Source organism: Microbacterium sp. NPDC077663, from assembly GCF_044542795.1.
Taxonomy (GTDB): domain Bacteria; phylum Actinomycetota; class Actinomycetes; order Actinomycetales; family Microbacteriaceae; genus Microbacterium.
In genome coordinates, this window is record NZ_JBITVE010000002.1 from 227,621 (window position 1) to 246,798 (window position 19,178).

Here is a 19,178-nt window from a genome sequence, read left to right on the forward strand (position 1 = left end):
TTTCTCGACCGTCATCGGTCGATGCGGAAGGTGAAGACGTTCGTGTCGAAGTGGTTGTACGACTCGTAGTCGATGAGGTCGTACAGATCGGCGCGGTGCTGCATCTCGCCGAGGCGGGACGTGAGGTGCCCCTCGTCGATCAGCGTATCGAGCGCACGCTCGGCCGCACCCATCGCCATCCGCAGGAGCGACACCGGCCAGATCACGATGTTCACCCCGACATCCCGCAGCTGGTCGACCGTGAACAGGTCGCTCTTGCCGAACTCCGTCATGTTGGCGAGGATCGGCACGTCCACGGCGGCGCGCACGGCGGCGAACTCCTCGAGCGTGCGCATCGCCTCGGGGAAGATCGCATCGGCGCCGGCGTCCACCAGTTTGCGCGCGCGATCGGTCGCGGCATCCAGTCCTTCGACGGCGCGGATGTCGGTGCGCGCCATCACGAGGAAGTTCGGGTCGCGACGCGCGTCGACGGCCGCGCGGATGCGCCCCAGCGCCGTACCCTCGTCGACGACCTCCTTGCCGTCGAGGTGGCCGCACCGCTTGGGGTTGACCTGATCCTCGATGTGGGCCCCGGCGATGCCGGCATCCTCGAGCGTCTGGATCGTGCGGGCGACGTTCATCGGCTCACCGAATCCGGTGTCGGCGTCGATGATCGCGGGCAGCTCGGTCGTGCGCGCGATCTGCTGTCCGCGCGCGGCGACCTCGGTCAGCGTCGTCAGGCCGATGTCGGGCAGACCCAGGTCCGCCGAGAGCACGGCGCCCGAGATGTAGACCCCCTCGAACCCCTTCCGCTCGATGAGCCGGGCCGACAGCGGGTTGAACGCGCCGGGGAAGCGCAGCAGCTCACCTGTCGCGAGCCGCTCGCGGAACAGGCGGCGCTTTTCGTGCGCCGGTGTCTGCGCGTAGAGCATCAGCGTGCTCCTGCCTCGACGCGGCCGCGTTCCGACATCAGTCGCGACGGCTGCCGCGCCTCGCCGCAGGCCCCGGGATCACGGGGTGCCACGGCGGGACGACGGCCGGTCCCCGAGAGCAGGGACTGAATACCGAACGCGCGGCCGACCACGCTCTCCATCAGAACAGCCCCTTCGGGGCGGGGGCGGCCTCGAGGACGCCGGGCGCGGCCACGATGTCCAGCTGACGCACCTCGTCTCGGGTGAGTTCGGGCAGTCGCTGGACGAGTGCGAGGAACCGCTCGATCTCGGCCGGCTCGAGCACGGGCTCGGCCAGCAGGCGGAACTTGCGGATGTAGTCCTCCCGCGCGAACGGGCGGGCACCGAGGGGGTGGGCGTCGGCGACCGCGATCTCGTCGACGACGGTCGACCCGTCGGCGAGGGTGATCTCCACGCGTCCGCCGAACGCCTTCTCGTCGGGATCCTCCGAGTGATAGCGCCGCGTCCACTCGGCGTCTTCGGCCGTGGTGACCTTGTGCCACAGCTCGACGGTGTCGGGCCGGCCGGCACGCTCAGGAGTGTAGGAATCGACGTGGTGCCAGCCGCCGTCCTGCAGCGCGACCGCGAAGATGTACGGGATCGAGTGGTCGAGGGTCTCGCGGGATGCCGTGGGGTCGTACTTCTGCGGATCGCCGGCCCCCGAGCCGATCACGTAGTGCGTGTGGTGGCTCGTGTGCAGGACGATCTGCGCGACGTTCGCCGGGTCGCGCAGCTCGGGACGCTCGGTGCCGAGCTTGCGGGCGAGGTCGATCCACGCCTGCGCCTGGTACTCGGCGGAGTGCTCCTTCGTGTACGTGTCGAGGATGCCGCGCTTCGGCTCGCCGGCGCCGGGCAGCGGCACGTCGTACGCGGCGTCCTTGCCGTCGAGGAGCCACGCGATGACGCCGTCCTCGCCCTCGTAGACCGGCGACGGCGAGGTCTCGCCGCGCATCGCACGGTCCACCGCTTCGACGGCCATCTTGCCGGCGAAGGCGGGCGCGTGCGCCTTCCACGTCGAGATCTCGCCCTTGCGGGACTGCCGGGTGGCGGTGGTCGTGTGGAGGGCCTGCCCGACGGCCTGGTAGATCGTGTCGACGTCGAGCCCGAGCAGAGTTCCGATGCCGGCGGCGGCCGAGGGGCCGAGGTGGGCGACGTGGTCGATCTTGTGCTTGTGCAGGCTGATCGCCCGCACGAGGTCGACCTGGATCTCGTACCCGGTCGCGAGCCCCCGGACGAGCGCAGCGCCGTCGGCGCCGACGTGCTGCGCGACGGCGAGGATCGCCGGGATGTTGTCGCCCGGGTGCGAGTACTCGGCTGCGAGGAACGTGTCGTGGTAGTCGAGCTCGCGCACGGCGACGCCGTTCGCCCACGCCGCCCATTCCGGGCTCGTGCGGGTCTCGTTCGGGACCCCGAACACCGTCCCGCCGTGGCCGCCGGTCGACACGGGGTGCGAGAGCGCCTGCGCCCGCGCGGCGCTGACGGGGCGACGGGTGACGGATGCCGCGGCCACAGCCGCATTGTCGATCATGCGGTTCACGATCATCTCGACGACCTCGGGAGCGACGGCGACCGGGTCGACGGCGACCTGCGCGATCTTGAAGGCGAGCTGCTCCTCGCGGGGCAGCGGCTCATCGCTGCGGTACACGCGGACGTGGTGGGTGACGGTCATGTCGTTTCCTCCGGGGTGTCAAACAGGGAGCCCTGGATCGAGGCCAAAGCGTTGTGCAGGTGGACGTGGGTGGCGTGCGCCGCCAGGTCCCCGTCGCCGGCGGCGATCGCGCTCGCGATGAGGCGGTGTTCGGCGACCGAGGCGGTGAGCCGTTCCGGGTTGTCGCGCGCGAGTCGACGCACCCGGACCAGGTGGGTGCGGACGGTACGCAGCGCCGAGGTGAGGTAGTCGTTGCGCACGGATGCGTCGAGCTCGGCGTCGAAGCGCGCGATGAGGGCGTAGTAGGCGTCGGCGTCCGCGGCGGGGCCGCCCGCCGCCTGGATGTCGGCGAAGGCTGCGGCGAGGTCCGCGAACACCGCGCGGTCGACGGTGCGCGCGGCCAGACGCGCGGCCGTCTCCTCGAGTGCGCGGCGCACGTCGAAGAGGGCGCGGATGTCGTCGGCCTCGACACCGCTGACGACGGTGACGCGCGGGGACACCTGCGTGACCAGCCCGTGTGCCGCGAGCCGGGCGAGCGCCTCGCGGAGCGGCGTGCGGCTGACGCCGAGGCGAGCCGCCTGCTCCGTCTCACTGAGGACGATTCCCGGGGCGAGGGCGCCGGACTGGATCTCGTCGAGCAGGGTCGCGTAGGCCCGGTCGCTGGCGCGCTTCCCGTGGCTCATCCCGCCATTGTATGCACAGAAGAAGCAATGGCGGCTCCAGCCGGCGAGAAGAGTCGCTCAACGTACACATTGTCGATCTTCCGTCCAGGGCGGCCCGGGCGTATCCTCCGCTCATGGACACCGTGATCCGGATGTCGGACGTGCACAAGCGCTATGGCAGGGTCGCCGCCCTCGACGGGCTCGACCTGGCCGTCGCCCGGGAGGAGGTCCACGGCTTCCTCGGCCCCAACGGCGCCGGCAAGTCGACGACCATCCGCATCCTGCTCGGGCTTTCGAAGGCGACCTCGGGCCACCTCTCGGTGCTCGGCCGATCGCCGTGGCGCGACGGTGCGCAGCTCCGCCGACGCATCGCCTACGTCCCGGGCGATGTCTCCGTCTGGCCGAACCTGAGTGGTGGCGAGGCGATCGATCTGCTCGCCCGCCTGCGCGGCATCGACGACGTCGACGCGTACCGCCGCGAGCGCGACCGGCTCGCGAAGGAGTTTCGATTCGACCCTCGCACGAAAGGGCGGGCGTACTCGAAGGGCAACAGGCAGAAGGTGGCGCTGATCGCCGCCCTCGCCCTGCCCGCCGATCTGTACGTCTTCGACGAGCCCACGAGCGGACTCGACCCGCTGATGGAGATCGTGTTCCGGCAGGAGCTGGCCCGGGTGAAGGGTGCCGGGGCCACGGTGCTCCTCTCGAGCCACATCCTCTCCGAGGTCGAACTGCTTTGCGACCGGGTGAGCATCGTGCGCGCGGGTCGGGTCGTCGAGACGGGGACGCTGGCGGAACTGCGCCACCTCACGCGGACGGAGGTGTCGTATGCGCGGGACGGCGACGCCGCTGCCGTCCCGCCGGGCGTGCACGACGTCGACACGTCGGGCGACCGGGTGCGATTCACGGTGGACAGCGATCGCGTCGCCGGCATCCTCCCGACCCTCGCGGAGCTCGGCGTGACGGGGCTCCGGGTCGAGCCACCCTCGCTCGAGGAGCTCTTCCTGCGCCACTACGGCGACGACACGAGCCGCAAAGCCGCCCGCCGATGATGACTCTCCTGGCGCTGCGCCTGCGACGCGACCGCGTGCAGCTGCTCCTGTGGATCCTGGGGGCGGCGGCGCTGGCCGCCGCATCGGCGGCCGGCATCGACCGCTCGTTCGGGACGGAGGCGGACCGCCGCGCGCTGCTCGCGGCGGCGCTCGCGAACCCCGTCATCCTGTTGTTCCGCGGCCTGCCCTCGGGCTCCGGCATGGGGGCGTTCCTCGCGTTCCTGGTGCTCCCGTTCCTCGCCCTGATGGCGGCGCTGATGAGCGCGTTCCTCGTGGTGCGCCACACGCGCGCCGAGGAGGAGGCGGGCCGTGCCGAGCTCGTCGCTGCGACACGTGCCGGCAGGCTCGCACCATTGGCCGCCACCCTGTTCCACGGCGCGCTCGCAAACGTCGTCTTCGGGGCGGTCGTCGCCGCATCGTTGATCACGATCGGACTGGATGCCGCCGGCAGCGTGTTGTCCGGGCTCGCCGCCGCGGCGACCGGGCTCGCGTTCGTCGGGGTCGCCGCCGTCGCGGCGCAGCTCGCCCGCACGGCCCGCACCGCGTCGGCGATCTCAGTGTGGGCGATCCTGCTCACCTACCTCCTCTGCGGCATCGGGAACGCGGCGGGCACGCCGAGCGCCGATCTGCAGCGCATGGAGAGCGGCTGGCTGACGTGGCTCAGCCCGTTCGGATGGGCGGAGAACGTGCGCCCCTACGACGCCGACGACCCGACACCCCTGCTGCTCACCGGCGGGCTGACGCTGGTCACCGTCGGGGTCGCCGTCGCCCTGCATCGCGCGCGCGACCTCGGCGAGGGCATCCTGCCCGAGCGCAAAGGACGCGCCGAGGCGACCCGAGGCCTCCGCGGATCGACGGCACTCGCGTGGCGCCTCTCGCGCGGCGCGGTGCTGGGGTGGGTCGTCGGCGCGCTCCTGTCGGGCGCGCTCTCGACCCGACTCGCCTCAGTGATCTCCGGCATCGCCGGGACGATCCCGTCGCTCGAGGCCGTCGTCCGCTCGCTCGCCTCGCAGGGATCGCTCGCGCAGTCCATCGTGACGGTCTTCTTCGCGCTGGTCGGCATCCTCGCGGCCGCCGCCGGCGTGCAGACCGTCCTGCGCGCACGGCAGGAGGAGGCGAGGGGCACGGCGGAGGCGGTGCGCGCCGGCGCGCTCGGACGCGCGCGCTGGATGTCGTCGTGGCTCCTCGTCGCAGCGCTGGCGATCCTCGTCGTCGCGGCGGCCGCCGTGGCGGGCGCCGCGGTCGGACTGCTCACGCAGGCCGACGCGGACTGGACGTTGATGCGGGATGCCGCAGTCACCGCGACCGGCCAGGCCCTCGCGGCATCCGTCGTGGCGATCCTCGCCGCCGCCGTGTTCGTCGTCCTGCCGCGGGCGACGATCCCCGCCGGGTGGGGACTGCTCGCCGTCGCCACGATCGTCGGACTGTTCGGCCCGATCGTTGGCCTGCCGGAACAGGTCGTCGACGCGTCACCGTTCGCGGCGGCGCCGACCCTGTCGGGCGACGAGATCGACGGCCGCGGGATCGTCTGGCTCCTCGCTGCTCTCGCGGCGGGGCTCGTGATCGTGTTCACCGCCGTCCGCCGGCGGGAGCTGCACCCGGACGGGTGAGTCAGCCGCTCCAGCCAGCGACAAGCGGGGCCACGGCGTCGAGGCTGCGGACGGCCGCCTCGGGATCCGTCCGGGCGATGGCCAGTGCCGCGATCACGAGGGAGGCGACCGCCTCCGCGAGCGGCGCCCGGGCGCTCTCCGACAGGTCGGGTCGGGCGGCGGAGACCCCGGTGGCCACGCCTCGGCGCAGCTCGGCCGCGTAGCGCGTGACGACTTCGCGCAGCTCCGGCTCGTCGTCGACGAGCGGGCCGCAGGCGGCGTTGATGAGCAGACACCCCGATCGTGCGCGCGGCGACCCGCCGGCGATGGCGTCGCGCATCTCGGCGACGTAGTCGGCGAGCACGGCGGCCCCGGCATCCGCTCGTTGCAGCGGCGCGAGGCGCCGGCGGACGACCTCCTCGAGGTACGCGGCGACGACCGCCTCGAACAGGCCCTTCTTGCTGCCGAACGCGTGGTAGAGGCTCGAGCGGTTCAGCCCGGTGGCCTCTTCGAGCTCGCCGATGCCCGTCTCCGCATACCCGCGCGCCCAGAAGACGTCGCGCGCGGCGCGCACGACGTCTTCCCGGTCGAATGTCGCCGTGCGTCCCATGGATGCCCCTCTCAGCCGTCCGTACTATATTAGACCGATCGTTACACAATGACGCCTGGAGGAAATCATGCGCGCAGTCACCCACCCCGTCTTCGGCGAACCGGCCGAGGTCCTCGAGACCACCGAGGTCCCCGACCCCACCCCCGGCGCCGGTGAGGTCCGCGTCCGTCTGCTCGCGTCGCCGATCCACAACCACGACCTGTGGACGATCCGCGGCACCTACGGGTACAAGCCCGAACTCCCCGCGCGTTCCGGCACCGAGGCCGTCGGCGTCGTCGAGGAGCTCGGCGAGGGCGTCGACAACCTCCAGGTCGGTCAGCGCGTCGCCACCGGCGGCACCTTCGGCGTGTGGGCCGAACAGTTCGTCGCCCGCGCCGCCACCCTCATCCCCGTTCCCGAGGGCCTCCCCGACGAGCAGGCCGCTCAGCTCGTCTCGATGCCGTTCAGCGCCATCAGCCTCATCGACTTCCTCGACCTGAAGCCCGGCGACTGGATCGTCCAGAACGCCGCCAACGGCGCCGTCGGACGCATGGTCGCGCAGATCGGCCGCGCACGCGGTCTCAACGTCATCGGCCTCGTCCGTCGCAGCGCCGCCGTCACCGAGCTCGCCGAGCAGGGCATCGACCGCATCGTCGCCGTCGACACCGACGACTGGCAGGACGAGGTCGCCGAGATCACCGGCGGCGCCTCGATCATCGCCGGCGTCGACTCGGTCGGCGGCGAATCGAGCGGCCACGTCCTCTCGCTCCTCGGCGAGAACGCCACGCTCGTCGTCTTCGGCGCGATGGACGCCCCAGTCATGCAGCTCGCCTCGGGCCCGGTCATCTTCCGCCACATCACGATCAAGGGATTCTGGGGCAGCAAGGTGAGCACCGAGATGGATGCCGAGAAGCGCGGCCGCCTCTTCGGCGAGCTCGCTCAGCACCTCGCATCCGGTGTCCTGACGCTCCCGGTGTCGGCGACGTTCCCGCTCGAGCAGGCGCGCGACGCCGCCCGTGCGAGCCTGACCGCCGGCCGCGTCGGCAAGGTGCTGCTGCGCCCGTGACACCCCTCCCGCGCGCGGCGGTCGTGCCGCGCGCGGGTAGCGTTGTCGGGTGACCGATTCCTCCCGTTATGTCGTGGCCACCGACGGCGCCTGCAAGGGCAACCCCGGACCGACGGGCTGGGCATGGGTCGGTGAGGACGGCCACTGGGCGGCGGGCTCGGTCATCCAGGGGACGAACAACGTCGGCGAGCTGATGGGGCTCCTGAAGGCCATCGAAGACCACACCGATGTACGCGACCTCGTCGTGCAGGCCGACTCGAAGTATGCGATCGACACCTACGAGAAGTGGATGGACGGCCACCGCCGTCGCGGCTGGAAGACCTCGACGGGCGCGCCGACGAAGAACGTCGACCTGCTCGAGAAGCTCATCGAGGCCCGCGACGCACGACGCGCGGCGGGCCTCCCCGACGTCGTGCTCGAGCACGTCCGGGGGCATCGCGGCCACGTGTTGAACGAGTGGGCGGACGAGCGAGCGGTGCGCGGGGCGGAACACGCGGCATCCGGCAAGGAATCCGCCTGGTCGTCGCTCGGCGGACTCCACGAGAAGCTCGACGTCTCCGAGGCGCCGAAGAAGAAGCGCTGACTCAGCGGGCTTCGGCGATCAGGTCCACCAGGCGGTCCAACGCCGGCCGCTGGCCCTTCACGACCCGCTCGCGCGCTCGGGCCAACGGCATCCACTCGGCGCGGTCGACCTCGGGGAACGAGGCGCTCCTCCCCGAGCGGGGCGGCCACTCCATCTCGAACTCGCCGAACGTGAACTCGTCGGCGTCGAAGCCGGCGCCGTCGGCCACGAACACGGTCACCCGCTTGCCCGACGAGTAGGCGAACGTGCCGAGCTCGGCGTAGTCGGCCTCGGGCGCGTCGACGCCGAGCTCCTCGCGGAACTCCCGCTTAGCGGCATCCAGCGCGTCCTCGCCGTCCTCGAGCTCCCCCTTCGGGATCGACCAGGCGCCCTCGTCCTTCTTCGCCCAGTACGGCCCGCCCATGTGCGCGACGAACGCCGACACCCCGCCCTCACCGTCGAGACGGTAGAGCAGGATGCCGGCGCTGTGCGTGGCCACGGACGGGCGGCGCTCGTCAGATCAGGCGGGACTTCGGCGAGACGGAGTACGTCTCCTCGGGGTCGGTGACCGCGACAGGCGCGAGCGCGTCGTTGATCGCGGCGTACGTGTCGTCGTCGAGCTCGACGCCCGACGCCTTCACGGTGTCCTCGAGCTGCTCGGGACGCGACGCCCCGATGATCGCGGCGGCGATGTTCGGGTTGTGCAGCACCCACGCGAGGGCGAGCTGCGGCATCGTGATGCCCACCGACTCGGCGATCGGCTGCAGTTTCTGGACCGCGGTGAGAATCTCGTCCTTCATGAAGCGCTTGATCATGTCGGACCCGCCCTTCTCATCGGTGGCGCGCGAACCCTCGGGCGCCGGCTGACCGGGCTGGTACTTGCCGGTCAGGACGCCCTGCGCCAGCGGAGACCAGACGATCTGCGAGATACCGAGCTCCTCGGAGGTCGGGACGACCTTGCCCTCGATGACCCGCCACAATGCGGAGTACTGCGGCTGGTTCGAGACGAGCTGTAAGCCGAGCTCCTTCGACAGTGCGTGGCCGGCGCGGAGCTGCTCGGCGGTCCACTCGCTGACGCCGATGTACAGCGCCTTGCCCTGGCGGACGATGTCGGCGAACGCCTGCATCGTCTCTTCGAGCGGGGTCTCGTAGTCGTAGCGGTGCGCCTGGTAGAGGTCGACGTAGTCCGTGTTCAGTCGCTTGAGCGAGCCGTTGATGCCCTCGAGGAGGTGCTTGCGCGACAGACCGTGGTCGTTCGGACCCTTGGGGCCGGTCGGCCAGTAGACCTTCGTGAAGATCTCCAGCGACTCGCGACGCTGTCCCTTGAGCGCTTCGGCGAGGACCGACTCGGCCGCGGTGTTCGCATAGGCGTCGGCGGTGTCGAACGAGCTGATACCGAGGTCGAGGGCCTTGTGGACCGTGGCGATCGCCGCGTCGTTCTCGACCTGCGATCCGTGCGTGAGCCAGTTGCCGTAGGTGAGTTCGGTGACCTTGAGGCCGCTGTTGCCGAGGAATCGATAATTGACCATGCGTTCGACGCTACTCCCGCGTGCCGCGCACACGCGGGGCTCTTGACAGCGTTACGCCGCGGGCAGAATCGACCGCGACATCAGACGGATGCGGCTGCGGCTTGGTCCTCTTCGGTCGCGACGAGCTGGCCGCAGGCGCCGTCGATCTCCTTGCCGCGGGTGTCGCGCAGGGTCGTCGGGATGCCGGCGTCGTTGAGGCGGCGGACGAACTCGTTCTGCACGTCGACGTCGGACGACGTCCAGATCGAGCCGGGCGTCGGGTTGAGCGGGATGGGGTTCACGTGCACCCAGCCGCGACCGCGTGCGTTGAGCTTCTCGGCGAGAAGGTCGGCGCGCCAGGCGTGGTCGTTCATGTCCTTGATGAGCGCGTACTCGATCGAGACGCGTCGCCCGGTCTTCTCGAAGTACTCGCGGGCGGCGTCGAGGGCCTCATCCACCTTCCAGCGGGAGTTGACCGGGATCAGCTCGTCGCGCAGGTGGTCGTCGGGGGCGTGGAGGGACAGCGCGAAGGTGACCGGGATCTCCTCGGCGCTCAGCTTGCGGATCGCGGGCACGAGGCCCACGGTCGAGACGGTGATGCCGCGGGCGCTCATGCCGAGGCCGTGCTTCTTGTCGACCATCGTGCGGACGGCCTGCATGACGCGGGCGTAGTTGGCGAGCGGCTCGCCCATCCCCATGAAGACGATGTTGGTGACGCGCTCGTCCTTGTGCCCGACCTTGCGGGGGTCGCCGAGGCCGCCGTCGGCGATGAGGCGGTTGGCGCGCACGACCTGGTCGACGATCTCGGCCGCCGACATGTTGCGGGTGAGGCCGGCCTGCCCGGTGGCGCAGAACGGGCAGTTCATGCCGCATCCGGCCTGGCTCGACACGCACAACGTGATGCGCCCGGTGTAGCGCATGAGGACCGACTCGACGAGCGCACCGTCGTGCAGGCGCCACAGGAACTTGATCGTGTCGCCGCCGTCGGTCTCGAGTCGGCGCACCTCGGTCATGAGGTTCGGCAGCAGCCCGCCGACGAGCTCGTCGCGGCTCGCCGCAGGGAGGTCGGTCATCTGGGCGGGGTCGGACGTGTAGTGCTGGAAGTAGTGCTTCTCGAGCTGCGCGGCGCGGAAGCCCGGCATCCCGAGCTCCTTCAGCTTCTCGACGCGGGCGTCGTGGTCGAGGTCCGCGAGGTGCACGGGCGGCTTGCCGCGCTTCGGGCTCGCGAACTGCAGAAGCGGGCGACCCTCGGCATCCTTCGCCTGCGTCCACCCCTCGGTCGCGGGACGGACCTGCTTGGCCGTCGTCGTGCGCACGGCGGACATGCCCTCGGGGCGCGCGGGAGTGGACTCGGTCATGCCGTCCAGGCTACCGGGGGCGGGCTGGGCGGATGCCGGGCGGCTCCACGGACCGCCACCTGCTAAATTGCAAGTTGTCGACAATCATACGATCCGGGGGCAATATGAGCGGCAGTATCGAAGGCATCCGTCCGGCGAAACGGACCGGACTCGCGGACGAGGTCACCTCGAGCATTCGTCAAGCAATCTTCGATGGCGTCTTCGCCGTCGGCGATCGGCTCGGCGAGGTGGAGATCGCGCATCAACTCGACGTGAGCCGCGGACCGGTACGAGAAGCGCTCATGCAACTCCGGAACGAGGGTCTGGTCACCATAGAGCTGCATCGCGGTGCTTCCGTCGTCCGCCTCGGCATCGACGACATCGCCGAGCTCACAAGCCTGCGAACGACGCTGGAGGCGTTCGCGATCGAACGCGCGACCGAGCTCGCCACCGAGGAGGATCTGAAGGCGATGCACGCCGTCACCGTCGAGATGGAAGCCGCGATCGCGAACGGTGACCTCCATCAACTCAGCCAGATGGACATCCGCTTTCACGACGCCATCTATGCCGCCGCGGGGCACGAGCGCCTCACCACCGCGTGGCACACGATCCGTTCACAGATGCTGCTCTTCCTCCTCACCCGGGCCAACGCCAATCACGACTACCTCGCGATCTCACTCACCGAGCACCGCGATCTCGTCGAAGTCATCCGACGCCGGGATGCGGCCATCGCACGCGAGATGATCACGACGCACGTGCAGGGCGCATACGACCGACTGCGCGCGACGATGACGGATGCTGCGGACGGGACATCCGGATGACCCTCGCTCTGCTCGTCGGTGCCGTCGTCGATCCCGAAGACGGCACCTCCGGCCCGTCGGCCGTCTTCGTCGACAACGGCACCGTCACCGCCATCGTCCCCGGTCATGACGCACCGGAGGACGCAACTGTGCTCGATCATCGCGACGCGACACTCGTTCCCGGACTCATCGACGCGCACGTGCACCTGAACCTCCGCGCCGACGGCGAGATGATGGCGAACATCGCGAAGCCGTCCGACGACGAACTGGTGGAGACCACGCTCGCGAATGCGCGCGTCGCGCTGCGTGGCGGCATCACGACCGTCCGCGACGTCGGCTCGAAGACCGACACCGGCTTCGCTGCACGGCGCGCGGGCGACGCGGCATCCCTCCCCCATCTCCTCCTTGCGGGCCCACCCATCACGACGACCGCGGGGCACGGCTGGTTCTTCGGCGGCGTCGCCGACGGCGAAGCGGGTGTGCGGGACCGCGTCGACCTGCAGATCGACGCCGGCGCCGACTGGATCAAGGTCATGGCGACAGGCGGCGGGACCCCCGGGACGATCCCGTGGGAGCCTTCGTACTCCGAAGCGGAGCTCGCCTCGATCGTGGGCGCGGCACATGCTCGAGGCGTGAAGGTGACGATGCACTGCCTGAGCGCGGAGGGGATGCGGCGCGCCGTCCGCGCCGGGGCCGACCACATCGAGCACGCCGGCTTCGCGACCGACGGTGCCGGCGGGAGCGCCTTCGACGCCGAGCTCGCGGACGCCATGGCCGAAGCTGGTGTCGTCGTCACGCCCACTCTGTCGGTGCGGCTGTACATGCGCGACCACCAGATCGCGCTCGGCGCGGATGCCGCGACGGTCGACGCCTGGCAGCGACGCTTCGACAACGGGATGTCGCAGTTCGCGAAGCTCGCCGCCGCCGGCGTCCGCTACGCGGCCGGCACCGACGCGGGCTGGCACCGGTCGCCGTTCGACTCCCTCGCGACCGAGATCGCCTGCATCGCGGAGTGCGGCCCCGGCGCCGCCGCGGCCTTCCGCAGCGCGACGTCGGCGACCGCCGAGCACTTCGGCATGACCGGCCACGGCCGCGTACGCGCCGGCGCGCCCGCCGACCTGGTCCTCATCGACGGCAACCCGACTCGCGACATCGCTGCACTCGGCCGTGTGCGCGGCGTGCTGCGCGCCGGCAAGTTCGTCGCCCGCTGACGCCGGCGCCCGGTGGCGCGGCATCCGCTCGCGAGAGAACATCTGGCGCCCGAAGGTACACGCAGACCGTTCCCTCGGGGCGCGCTCGCTGCTCAGCGGTTGTAGGGGCGGGATGCCACAGGCACCCGGCCCTGCGCCTCGATGGCTCGAGCGGCGGCGAGCGCCAGGTCGTCGCGGCCCGGACCGGCGAGGATCTGCAGGCCGATCGGTCCCCCGCCGGCGCCCACGCCGACGGGCACGCTCGTCGCGGGAACGCCACCCAGGTTGGCGATGCGGGTGAGCGGCGCAACTGCGGCGACGCCTTGGTACTCCTGGCCCGGCACCACCTCCGGCGGCGGGCCTTCGGCCGGGATGTCGGCGGTCGAGAGCGTCGGCATGATGATGAGATCCACCTCGTCGAACCACGCGTGGATCTCGCGGCGGAGACGGCGGCGGTGCTGCAGCGCGAGCCCGAGCTGCTGGATGGTCACCGCACCGGTGCGCTCGAGTCGCGTCGCGAAGTAGTCGGAGAAAAGCGGCATCGTCTGCTCCAGGTCGCCGAAGTCGTTCAGCGACCACGGGTCGACGCTGCCCGCGGCGACGAAGACCTCATTCGCACCGGCATCCAACTCGACGACACCCTCGACGTCGCGCAGGCCGAACTGCGCGCGCAGGGCGTCGACCGCGTCGCGGCATGCGGCCCGCACCTCGTCGGTCGCGCCCGCGCGGTCGAGCTCTGGGACGTAGGCGATGCGGAGACCGTTCAGGTCGACATCGTCGATGCGCGAGACCACCGGCGGTGCCGCGACGGCCGCGGAGTGCGCGTCACCGCGCAGCGGTCCCGCCATGACGTCGAGAATCGCGACCGTGTCGGCGACGTCCCAGGTGAGTACGCCGACGGTCGAGGTCTCGGACACGGCACGGTCGAGCTCGGGGACGAGCCCGAAGGTCGTCTTATGGCCGACGAGGCCAGTGATGCCGGCCGGGATACGGATCGACCCGCCACCGTCCGACCCCGTCGCGAACGGGACGTGCCCCGCGGCGACCGCGGCGGCCGACCCGCCGCTCGATCCGCCGGGCGTGAGCTCGGGGTTCCAGGGGTTGCGGGTCGTCCCCGTCGCGCGGCTCTCGCAGAGCAGCCCGCTCGCGAATTCCGGCGTCGTCGTCTTGCCGATCGCGACGGCGTCGGCCGCCCGCAACCGGGAGATGTAGGGATCGTCGGATGCCGCAGGCACGGCATCGGCCTTCAGTAGCGAGCCCCAACGCGTGGGGAGCCCGGCGAGGTCCTGCGTGTCCTTGACTCCGAACGGGACGCCCGCGAGCGCACCGACCCGGAGCCCCGCGGCCACGCGACGGTCGATGTCGGCGGCGTGCTCGGCCGCCGCATCCCACGCGAAGCAGACCCACGCGTTCGTGACGGTGTCGGCTTCGACGCGACGACGCGTCTCGGTGAGCACGTCGGTCGCCGAGACCTCGCCCGCGGCGACGGCCGCGGCGATCTCGAGGGCCGACCAGGTAGGGAAGCGTGAGGCGAGCGAGACGGTCATCGGGTCCTTCAGTAGCCGCGGGCGGGGTCGTACACGTTGCGCATCTCGCGCCCCGAGCGGAACCGCTCGAGGTTGTCGAGGAAGATCTCGAGGATGCGGCCGTTCTCCTGGTCGACGGTCGACGCGGAGTGCGGCGAGACGAGCACGTCGTCTCGCGCCCAGAGGGGCGAGTCCGTCGGCAGCGGCTCGGCCGCGAACACGTCGAGCGCCGCGCCGCCGAGACGGCCCGACTCGAGTGCGGCGAGCATGGCGGGTTCGTCGACGACACCGCCGCGGGCGATGTTCACGAGCGCGGCGCCGTGCTGGAGCAGACCGAAACGCTGCTCGTCCATCAGTCCGCGCGTCTCGTCGGTGAGCGGGCAGCACAAGACGAGCGCGTCGGTGGCCGGCAGCAGCTCGTCGAGCTGCGACATCCCGATGACGCGCGTCGCGCCGGGGACGTCGTACGAGCGCCCGTCGCGGCCGACCGCAGTGACCTCGAGGCCGGCAGCGGCGAGCAGCCGCACGGACTCGCGCCCGACGGTGCCGAGGCCCACGACGACGGTGTGCAAGCCCTGCACCTGCCGAGTCGTGTACCGCTGCCACGTGCGCTCCGCCTGTAAACGGCGCAGCATCGGCAGGCCTTTCACGACGTGCAGGATGCCGGTGAGCGCGAACTCCGCGAGCGGCACGGCGTGCACGCCGGCTGCGGTCGTGATCGTATAGGCGGGCGTCTCCGTGATGCCGAAGCGCACCAGCACCTGCCCGACGCCGGAGCTCGTCGCCTGCACCCAGCGCAGCTTCGGCGCATGGTCGGCGAGATGATTCGCGTCCTGCCAGTCGAAGTCCCAGAGTACGTCGGCCTCGGCGAGCATGCCGCGCCAGCGCGCGAGCTGCTCGTCGTCGAGCGCCGGGTGGACGCCCTTGTGATCGGCGACATACGTGGGCGACGGGATGAGCGCCGGGTCGTGCAGCACGCGGACGCCCGGGACAGCGGCGATACGCGCGACGTACTCGGCCTCGAGCGGCGAGGCGATGACGACGGTGAGGTCCTCGGTCATGCGATTCCCTTCGAGGCGAGCTGCGGGATCGACGCGAGCAGTCGCTGCGTGTACTCGTCCTGCGGGTCGGAGAAGATGCGGTCGGACTCCCCGACCTCGACGAGCTCACCGGCGCGCATGACGGCCATGCGCTGCGCGAGGTGGCGGACCACCGCGAGGTTGTGCGAGATGAACAGGTAGGTCACGCCGGTGCGGTTCTGGATCTCGGTGAGCAGGTTCAGGATCTGCGCCTGCACCGAAACGTCGAGCGCGCTCGTCGCCTCGTCGAGCACGACGAACTCGGGGTCGGTGACCATGGCACGTGCGATCGCGATGCGCTGGCGCTGGCCACCCGAGAACTCGTGCGGGCGACGGGTCGCGGCATCCTCGGGAAGACCGACCTCCTCGAGCGCGGTGGCGACCTTGGCTCGGGCCTCGTCGCGTGAGAGCCGCAGATTGTGCAGCGGCTCCGCGACCGAACGACCGACCGTGTAGCGGGGGTCGAGCGAGTCGTTCGGGTCTTGAAAGACGACCTGGATCTTCGCGCGGAAGTCGCGGATCGCGCGGCCCTTCGCACGGGTCACGTCCACACCGTCGAAGACGACGGCTCCGGTCGTCGGCCGCTCGATCAGCGTGCCGAGGCGCGACAGCGTCGACTTGCCCGAGCCCGACTCGCCCACGACGCCGAAAGTCTCGCCGCGGCGAACCTGCAGTGAGACGCCCGCCAGGGCGGGGATGTCCTCGCGGCGCGTGCGGTAGACCTTCGTGACGTCGTCGAATCGCAAGATCACGTCGTCGCCGCGCGGCACGCGGACGGGCTCGGGGAATGCCGCCGGTTCGACGATCTCGATGCGGTCCGCCGACACGAGCGGCATCCCGTCCGCGTCGACGAAATCGCCGTCGATCGTGCGCAGTCGCGTGCGCGGCTCCTGCTGCCCGGTGAGGACGCTGTCCAAGAGGGCCTGGGTGTACGGATGCCGCGGGGCGGTGAGCACCTGCGCGGTCTCGCCGTGCTCGACGATCTGACCCCGGTACATGACGTTCACGCGGTCGCAGAGGCGCCCGATGACGCCGAGGTCGTGCGAGATGAGCAACACGCCCATGCCGGTGCGATCGCGCAGCTCGACGAGCAGATCGAGGATCTGCGCCTGCACGGTGACGTCGAGGGCCGTCGTCGGCTCGTCGGCGATGAGCAGCTTGGGCGACGCCGCCATCGCCATGGCGATCATGACACGCTGACGCTGCCCGCCCGAGAGCTGGAACGGGTACTGCCCCAGCCGGGTGCGGGGCTGCGGCAGGCGCACGAGCTCGAGCAGTTCGAGGGCGCGGACATGGGCGTCTCTCGCGGCCGCCGGCGCGTGGACGGTGAGCGCCTCGACGAGCTGCGCACCGACCGTCATCGACGGACTGAGCGCCGTCATCGGCTCCTGGAAGATCATTGAGGCGTCGGCACCGCGGATCTTCCGCCAGCCGCGCTCATCGAGGGACACCGCGTCGTGGCCGGCGACGGTGAACGACTCGGCGGTGACGCCGGCGGTCTCCGGGAGGAGTCCCAGCGAGGCCATCGCGATCGTGGACTTGCCGGAGCCAGACTCGCCGATGACGCCGACGATCTCGCCGGGGGCGACGTCGATCGACACGCCCCGGACGGCCGGGCCGCGGCCGTAGTCGATCGTCAGGTCGCGGAGGTGCAGGACCGGTGCGGTTGTCATCGGATCTCCTTATACGTGCGGCGGGCGGGCACGACGAGTGACGCGAACCGCGACGCGAGCGAGATCGGCGCGAGGAAGGCGTAGCTGCCGTCGCCGCGCGGGGCGAAGGTCGCTTGCAGACCGTCGGCGACGAGGTTCCATCCGGCCGCCATGAGGATGATGACGAGGCCGGGGAGGAGGATCAGCAGCGGCGCCTCTTGCGCGTACTTCTGGAACTCGCTGATCATCATGCCGACCGAAGGGTTCGGCGGCTGAACGCCCTGCCCCAGGTAACTCAGACCGGCTTCGAGCAGTACCGCCTCGCTGGCGGTGACTGCGGCCTGGACCATGAGCGGCGTAGTCGCGTTCGGGAGCAGGTGGCGCAGCGCGATGAGCGGGCCCGGGATGCCGGAGAGCTGCGCGGCCACGACGAAGTCGCGGTTCCGCATGGCGAGCACCGGCGCACGCATGATCTTCGTGAAGGTCGGCGTGTAGATGATCGCCATGGCGATGATGAGCGGGACGACGCCAGGACCGATGATGACGCGGACGAGCAGCGCCATGAGGATCGCGGGGATGGTCATGACCACGTCGCAGGCGCGCATGATGATCGCGTCCGCGATGCCGCCGCGATAGGCGGCGACCATGCCGAGCGTCGTGCCCAGCACCATCGAGATTCCGGTGGCGGCGGCGGCGATCATGAGACTCGTACCGGCGGCGACGAACAGGCGCGTGAACGTGTCGCGCCCGAGGTTGTCGGTGCCGAGCAGGTGGTCGCCGCCGGGCGGGGCGAACGGCGCGTCGCTGATGCCGCCCACGGAGTAGGTCGGGAACACGGTCACCACGAGCGAGGCGAGCGCGATCGCGCCGAGGATCGACAGGCCGACGATCAGCTCGGGGGCGAGCCGGGCGCGCCGGCGGGTTCGACCGGCGAGGCGGGCGGGGTCGGTGAGGGTCATGCGCGCACCATCCGGATTCGGGGGTCGATGAGCGGATAGAGAAGGTCGACCACGAGGCTGATGCCGACGTACATCGCGCCGATGATGAGCACGCACGCCTGGATCGTGGTGTAGTCGCTCGTGTTGACGGCCTGGATGAGCATCGATCCCATCCCGGGGAGGGCGAAGACGTTCTCCATGATGATCGTGCCGCCGACGAGCGTCGCGAGCTGAACGCCGACGATGGTGACGACGGGCGCGAGCGCATTCCGGAGCGCGTGTCGCCGCACGATGCGGTCGGGGCTGACCCCTTTGGCGCGCGCGGTGCGGATGTAGTCGGACCCGAAGGTGTCCAGCAGCATCCCTCGTGTGTATCGGGCGACGAGTGCCAGTGTGCCGAGGCTGAGCAGCAGAGCCGGCAGCAGGAGCTTCAGGAGGTGCTGGAGCGGGTCCTCGGAGAACTCGACGAAGCCGAGCAGGCGCAGCTTCAGTGTCCGCGAGTTGAGCAGCAGGAGCACGGTGCCGAGCAAGAACGGCGGCGCCGAGATGAGGAGGAAAGTGAGCGCGCGGCTCACCTGGTCGAAGATGCGACCGCGGCGACGAGCCGCGGCGATGCCGAGGGGGATGCCGAGCGTGACACCCATGAGCGTGGCGAGGATGCCGAGTTCGAGGCTGACCGGCAGCCGGAGGGCGAGCTGCTCGGCGACCGTGTAGGGCTGGGTCAGCGAGCGGCCGAAGTCACCCGTGAGGATGCCGCCGAGCCAGGTGAAGTACTGGGTCACCCAGGGCTCGTTGAGCCCGAGCTGCTCGTGGATGCGCTCGCGCACTGACGGGTCGGGGTTGCCGGGGTCCATGAAGGCCGCGGCGGGGTCGCCGGGCATGATCCGGACCATGAGGAAGACGAGGATCGACAGCACGACGAGCACGAGCGCCGCTTCGCCGACACGGCGTGCGAGGTACTTCAGCACGGTGACTCCTGTCTGTGGGTGGGGATTGTTCGGGTGGTCCGCCGGGCTGCGGACGGATGCCGCCCGGGCGCCGCGATCGCGCGGGA

At 70.7% G+C, this 19,178-nt stretch carries 18 protein-coding genes; 6 read left to right on the top strand and 12 right to left on the bottom strand.

The features are described from left to right. Nucleotides 1-11 precede the first annotated feature (11 nt). The 3 genes from prpB to ACIGEP_RS08615 all read right to left on the bottom strand — a co-directional run bounded on the left by prpB (nucleotide 12) and on the right by ACIGEP_RS08615 (nucleotide 3,260). Nucleotides 12-911, bottom strand: coding sequence for a methylisocitrate lyase (gene prpB / locus ACIGEP_RS08605; RefSeq protein WP_396661208.1), 900 nt, complete (start codon nucleotides 909-911; stop codon nucleotides 12-14). A 160-nt stretch (nucleotides 912-1,071) separates the two neighbouring features. Next, nucleotides 1,072-2,598 (bottom strand): MmgE/PrpD family protein, encoded by a 1,527-nt coding sequence (locus ACIGEP_RS08610; RefSeq protein ID WP_396661209.1) that lies wholly within the window; start codon nucleotides 2,596-2,598, stop codon nucleotides 1,072-1,074. Beyond that, on the bottom strand, nucleotides 2,595-3,260 hold the full coding sequence (locus ACIGEP_RS08615; RefSeq protein ID WP_396661210.1) for a GntR family transcriptional regulator: 666 nt from the start codon (nucleotides 3,258-3,260) through the stop codon (nucleotides 2,595-2,597). Before ACIGEP_RS08615 ends, ACIGEP_RS08610 begins: the two co-directional genes overlap by 4 nt. Nucleotides 3,261-3,373: 113 nt before the next feature. Between ACIGEP_RS08615 and ACIGEP_RS08620 the strand changes: the two genes are divergently transcribed. After that, complete coding sequence (locus ACIGEP_RS08620) at nucleotides 3,374-4,288, top strand: ATP-binding cassette domain-containing protein (protein WP_396661211.1); 915 nt, start codon at nucleotides 3,374-3,376, stop codon at nucleotides 4,286-4,288. Beyond that, the gene (locus tag ACIGEP_RS08625; protein WP_396661212.1) at nucleotides 4,285-5,898 is read left to right on the top strand and encodes a polyketide antibiotic transporter; all 1,614 of its coding nucleotides are present in this window, start codon (nucleotides 4,285-4,287) and stop codon (nucleotides 5,896-5,898) included. Before ACIGEP_RS08620 ends, ACIGEP_RS08625 begins: the two co-directional genes overlap by 4 nt. Before the next feature lies 1 nt (nucleotide 5,899). Here the strand turns inward: ACIGEP_RS08625 and ACIGEP_RS08630 are convergent, their stop codons facing one another. Further along, complete coding sequence (locus ACIGEP_RS08630; protein WP_396661213.1) at nucleotides 5,900-6,487, bottom strand: TetR/AcrR family transcriptional regulator; 588 nt, start codon at nucleotides 6,485-6,487, stop codon at nucleotides 5,900-5,902. A 67-nt stretch (nucleotides 6,488-6,554) separates the two neighbouring features. Between ACIGEP_RS08630 and ACIGEP_RS08635 the strand changes: the two genes are divergently transcribed. Continuing rightward, nucleotides 6,555-7,532: a zinc-binding dehydrogenase gene (locus ACIGEP_RS08635; RefSeq protein ID WP_396661214.1), complete on the top strand. Its 978-nt coding sequence runs from the start codon at nucleotides 6,555-6,557 to the stop codon at nucleotides 7,530-7,532. Between the two features lie 49 nt (nucleotides 7,533-7,581). Continuing rightward, nucleotides 7,582-8,115: a ribonuclease H gene (locus tag ACIGEP_RS08640; protein WP_396661215.1), complete on the top strand. Its 534-nt coding sequence runs from the start codon at nucleotides 7,582-7,584 to the stop codon at nucleotides 8,113-8,115. Between the two features lies 1 nt (nucleotide 8,116). Here the strand turns inward: ACIGEP_RS08640 and ACIGEP_RS08645 are convergent, their stop codons facing one another. The 3 genes from ACIGEP_RS08645 to rlmN form a co-directional block, all read right to left on the bottom strand. Then, on the bottom strand, nucleotides 8,117-8,593 hold the full coding sequence (locus ACIGEP_RS08645; RefSeq protein ID WP_396661216.1) for an NUDIX domain-containing protein: 477 nt from the start codon (nucleotides 8,591-8,593) through the stop codon (nucleotides 8,117-8,119). A gap of 16 nt (nucleotides 8,594-8,609) precedes the next feature. Beyond that, nucleotides 8,610-9,623 (bottom strand): aldo/keto reductase family protein, encoded by a 1,014-nt coding sequence (locus ACIGEP_RS08650; protein WP_396661217.1) that lies wholly within the window; start codon nucleotides 9,621-9,623, stop codon nucleotides 8,610-8,612. Between the two features lie 80 nt (nucleotides 9,624-9,703). Further along, complete coding sequence (gene rlmN, locus ACIGEP_RS08655) at nucleotides 9,704-10,960, bottom strand: 23S rRNA (adenine(2503)-C(2))-methyltransferase RlmN (protein ID WP_396661218.1); 1,257 nt, start codon at nucleotides 10,958-10,960, stop codon at nucleotides 9,704-9,706. Between the two features lie 104 nt (nucleotides 10,961-11,064). On the opposite strand from rlmN, the gene ACIGEP_RS08660 reads away from it, so the two are divergent. Continuing rightward, nucleotides 11,065-11,760 (top strand): GntR family transcriptional regulator, encoded by a 696-nt coding sequence (locus tag ACIGEP_RS08660; protein ID WP_396661219.1) that lies wholly within the window; start codon nucleotides 11,065-11,067, stop codon nucleotides 11,758-11,760. Further along, nucleotides 11,757-12,950, top strand: a complete 1,194-nt coding sequence (locus tag ACIGEP_RS08665) for an amidohydrolase family protein (protein ID WP_396661220.1) — start codon at nucleotides 11,757-11,759, stop codon at nucleotides 12,948-12,950. Before ACIGEP_RS08660 ends, ACIGEP_RS08665 begins: the two co-directional genes overlap by 4 nt. A gap of 92 nt (nucleotides 12,951-13,042) precedes the next feature. Here ACIGEP_RS08665 and ACIGEP_RS08670 read toward each other — a convergent pair whose 3' ends face one another. Genes ACIGEP_RS08670 through ACIGEP_RS08690 form a run of 5 tightly spaced genes read right to left on the bottom strand, consistent with a single transcriptional unit; the run spans nucleotide 13,043 to nucleotide 19,092 of the window. After that, nucleotides 13,043-14,476: an amidase gene (locus ACIGEP_RS08670; protein ID WP_396661221.1), complete on the bottom strand. Its 1,434-nt coding sequence runs from the start codon at nucleotides 14,474-14,476 to the stop codon at nucleotides 13,043-13,045. Nucleotides 14,477-14,484: 8 nt separating this feature from the next. After that, on the bottom strand, nucleotides 14,485-15,516 hold the full coding sequence (locus ACIGEP_RS08675; RefSeq protein ID WP_396661222.1) for a D-2-hydroxyacid dehydrogenase: 1,032 nt from the start codon (nucleotides 15,514-15,516) through the stop codon (nucleotides 14,485-14,487). Beyond that, on the bottom strand, nucleotides 15,513-17,207 hold the full coding sequence (locus ACIGEP_RS08680; RefSeq protein WP_396661223.1) for an ABC transporter ATP-binding protein: 1,695 nt from the start codon (nucleotides 17,205-17,207) through the stop codon (nucleotides 15,513-15,515). Before ACIGEP_RS08680 ends, ACIGEP_RS08675 begins: the two co-directional genes overlap by 4 nt. After that, nucleotides 17,204-18,145, bottom strand: coding sequence for an ABC transporter permease (locus tag ACIGEP_RS08685; RefSeq protein WP_396661224.1), 942 nt, complete (start codon nucleotides 18,143-18,145; stop codon nucleotides 17,204-17,206). The genes ACIGEP_RS08680 and ACIGEP_RS08685 overlap by 4 nt, the downstream gene beginning before the upstream one ends. Continuing rightward, complete coding sequence (locus ACIGEP_RS08690) at nucleotides 18,142-19,092, bottom strand: ABC transporter permease (RefSeq protein WP_396661225.1); 951 nt, start codon at nucleotides 19,090-19,092, stop codon at nucleotides 18,142-18,144. The genes ACIGEP_RS08685 and ACIGEP_RS08690 overlap by 4 nt, the downstream gene beginning before the upstream one ends. Nucleotides 19,093-19,178 lie beyond the last annotated feature (86 nt).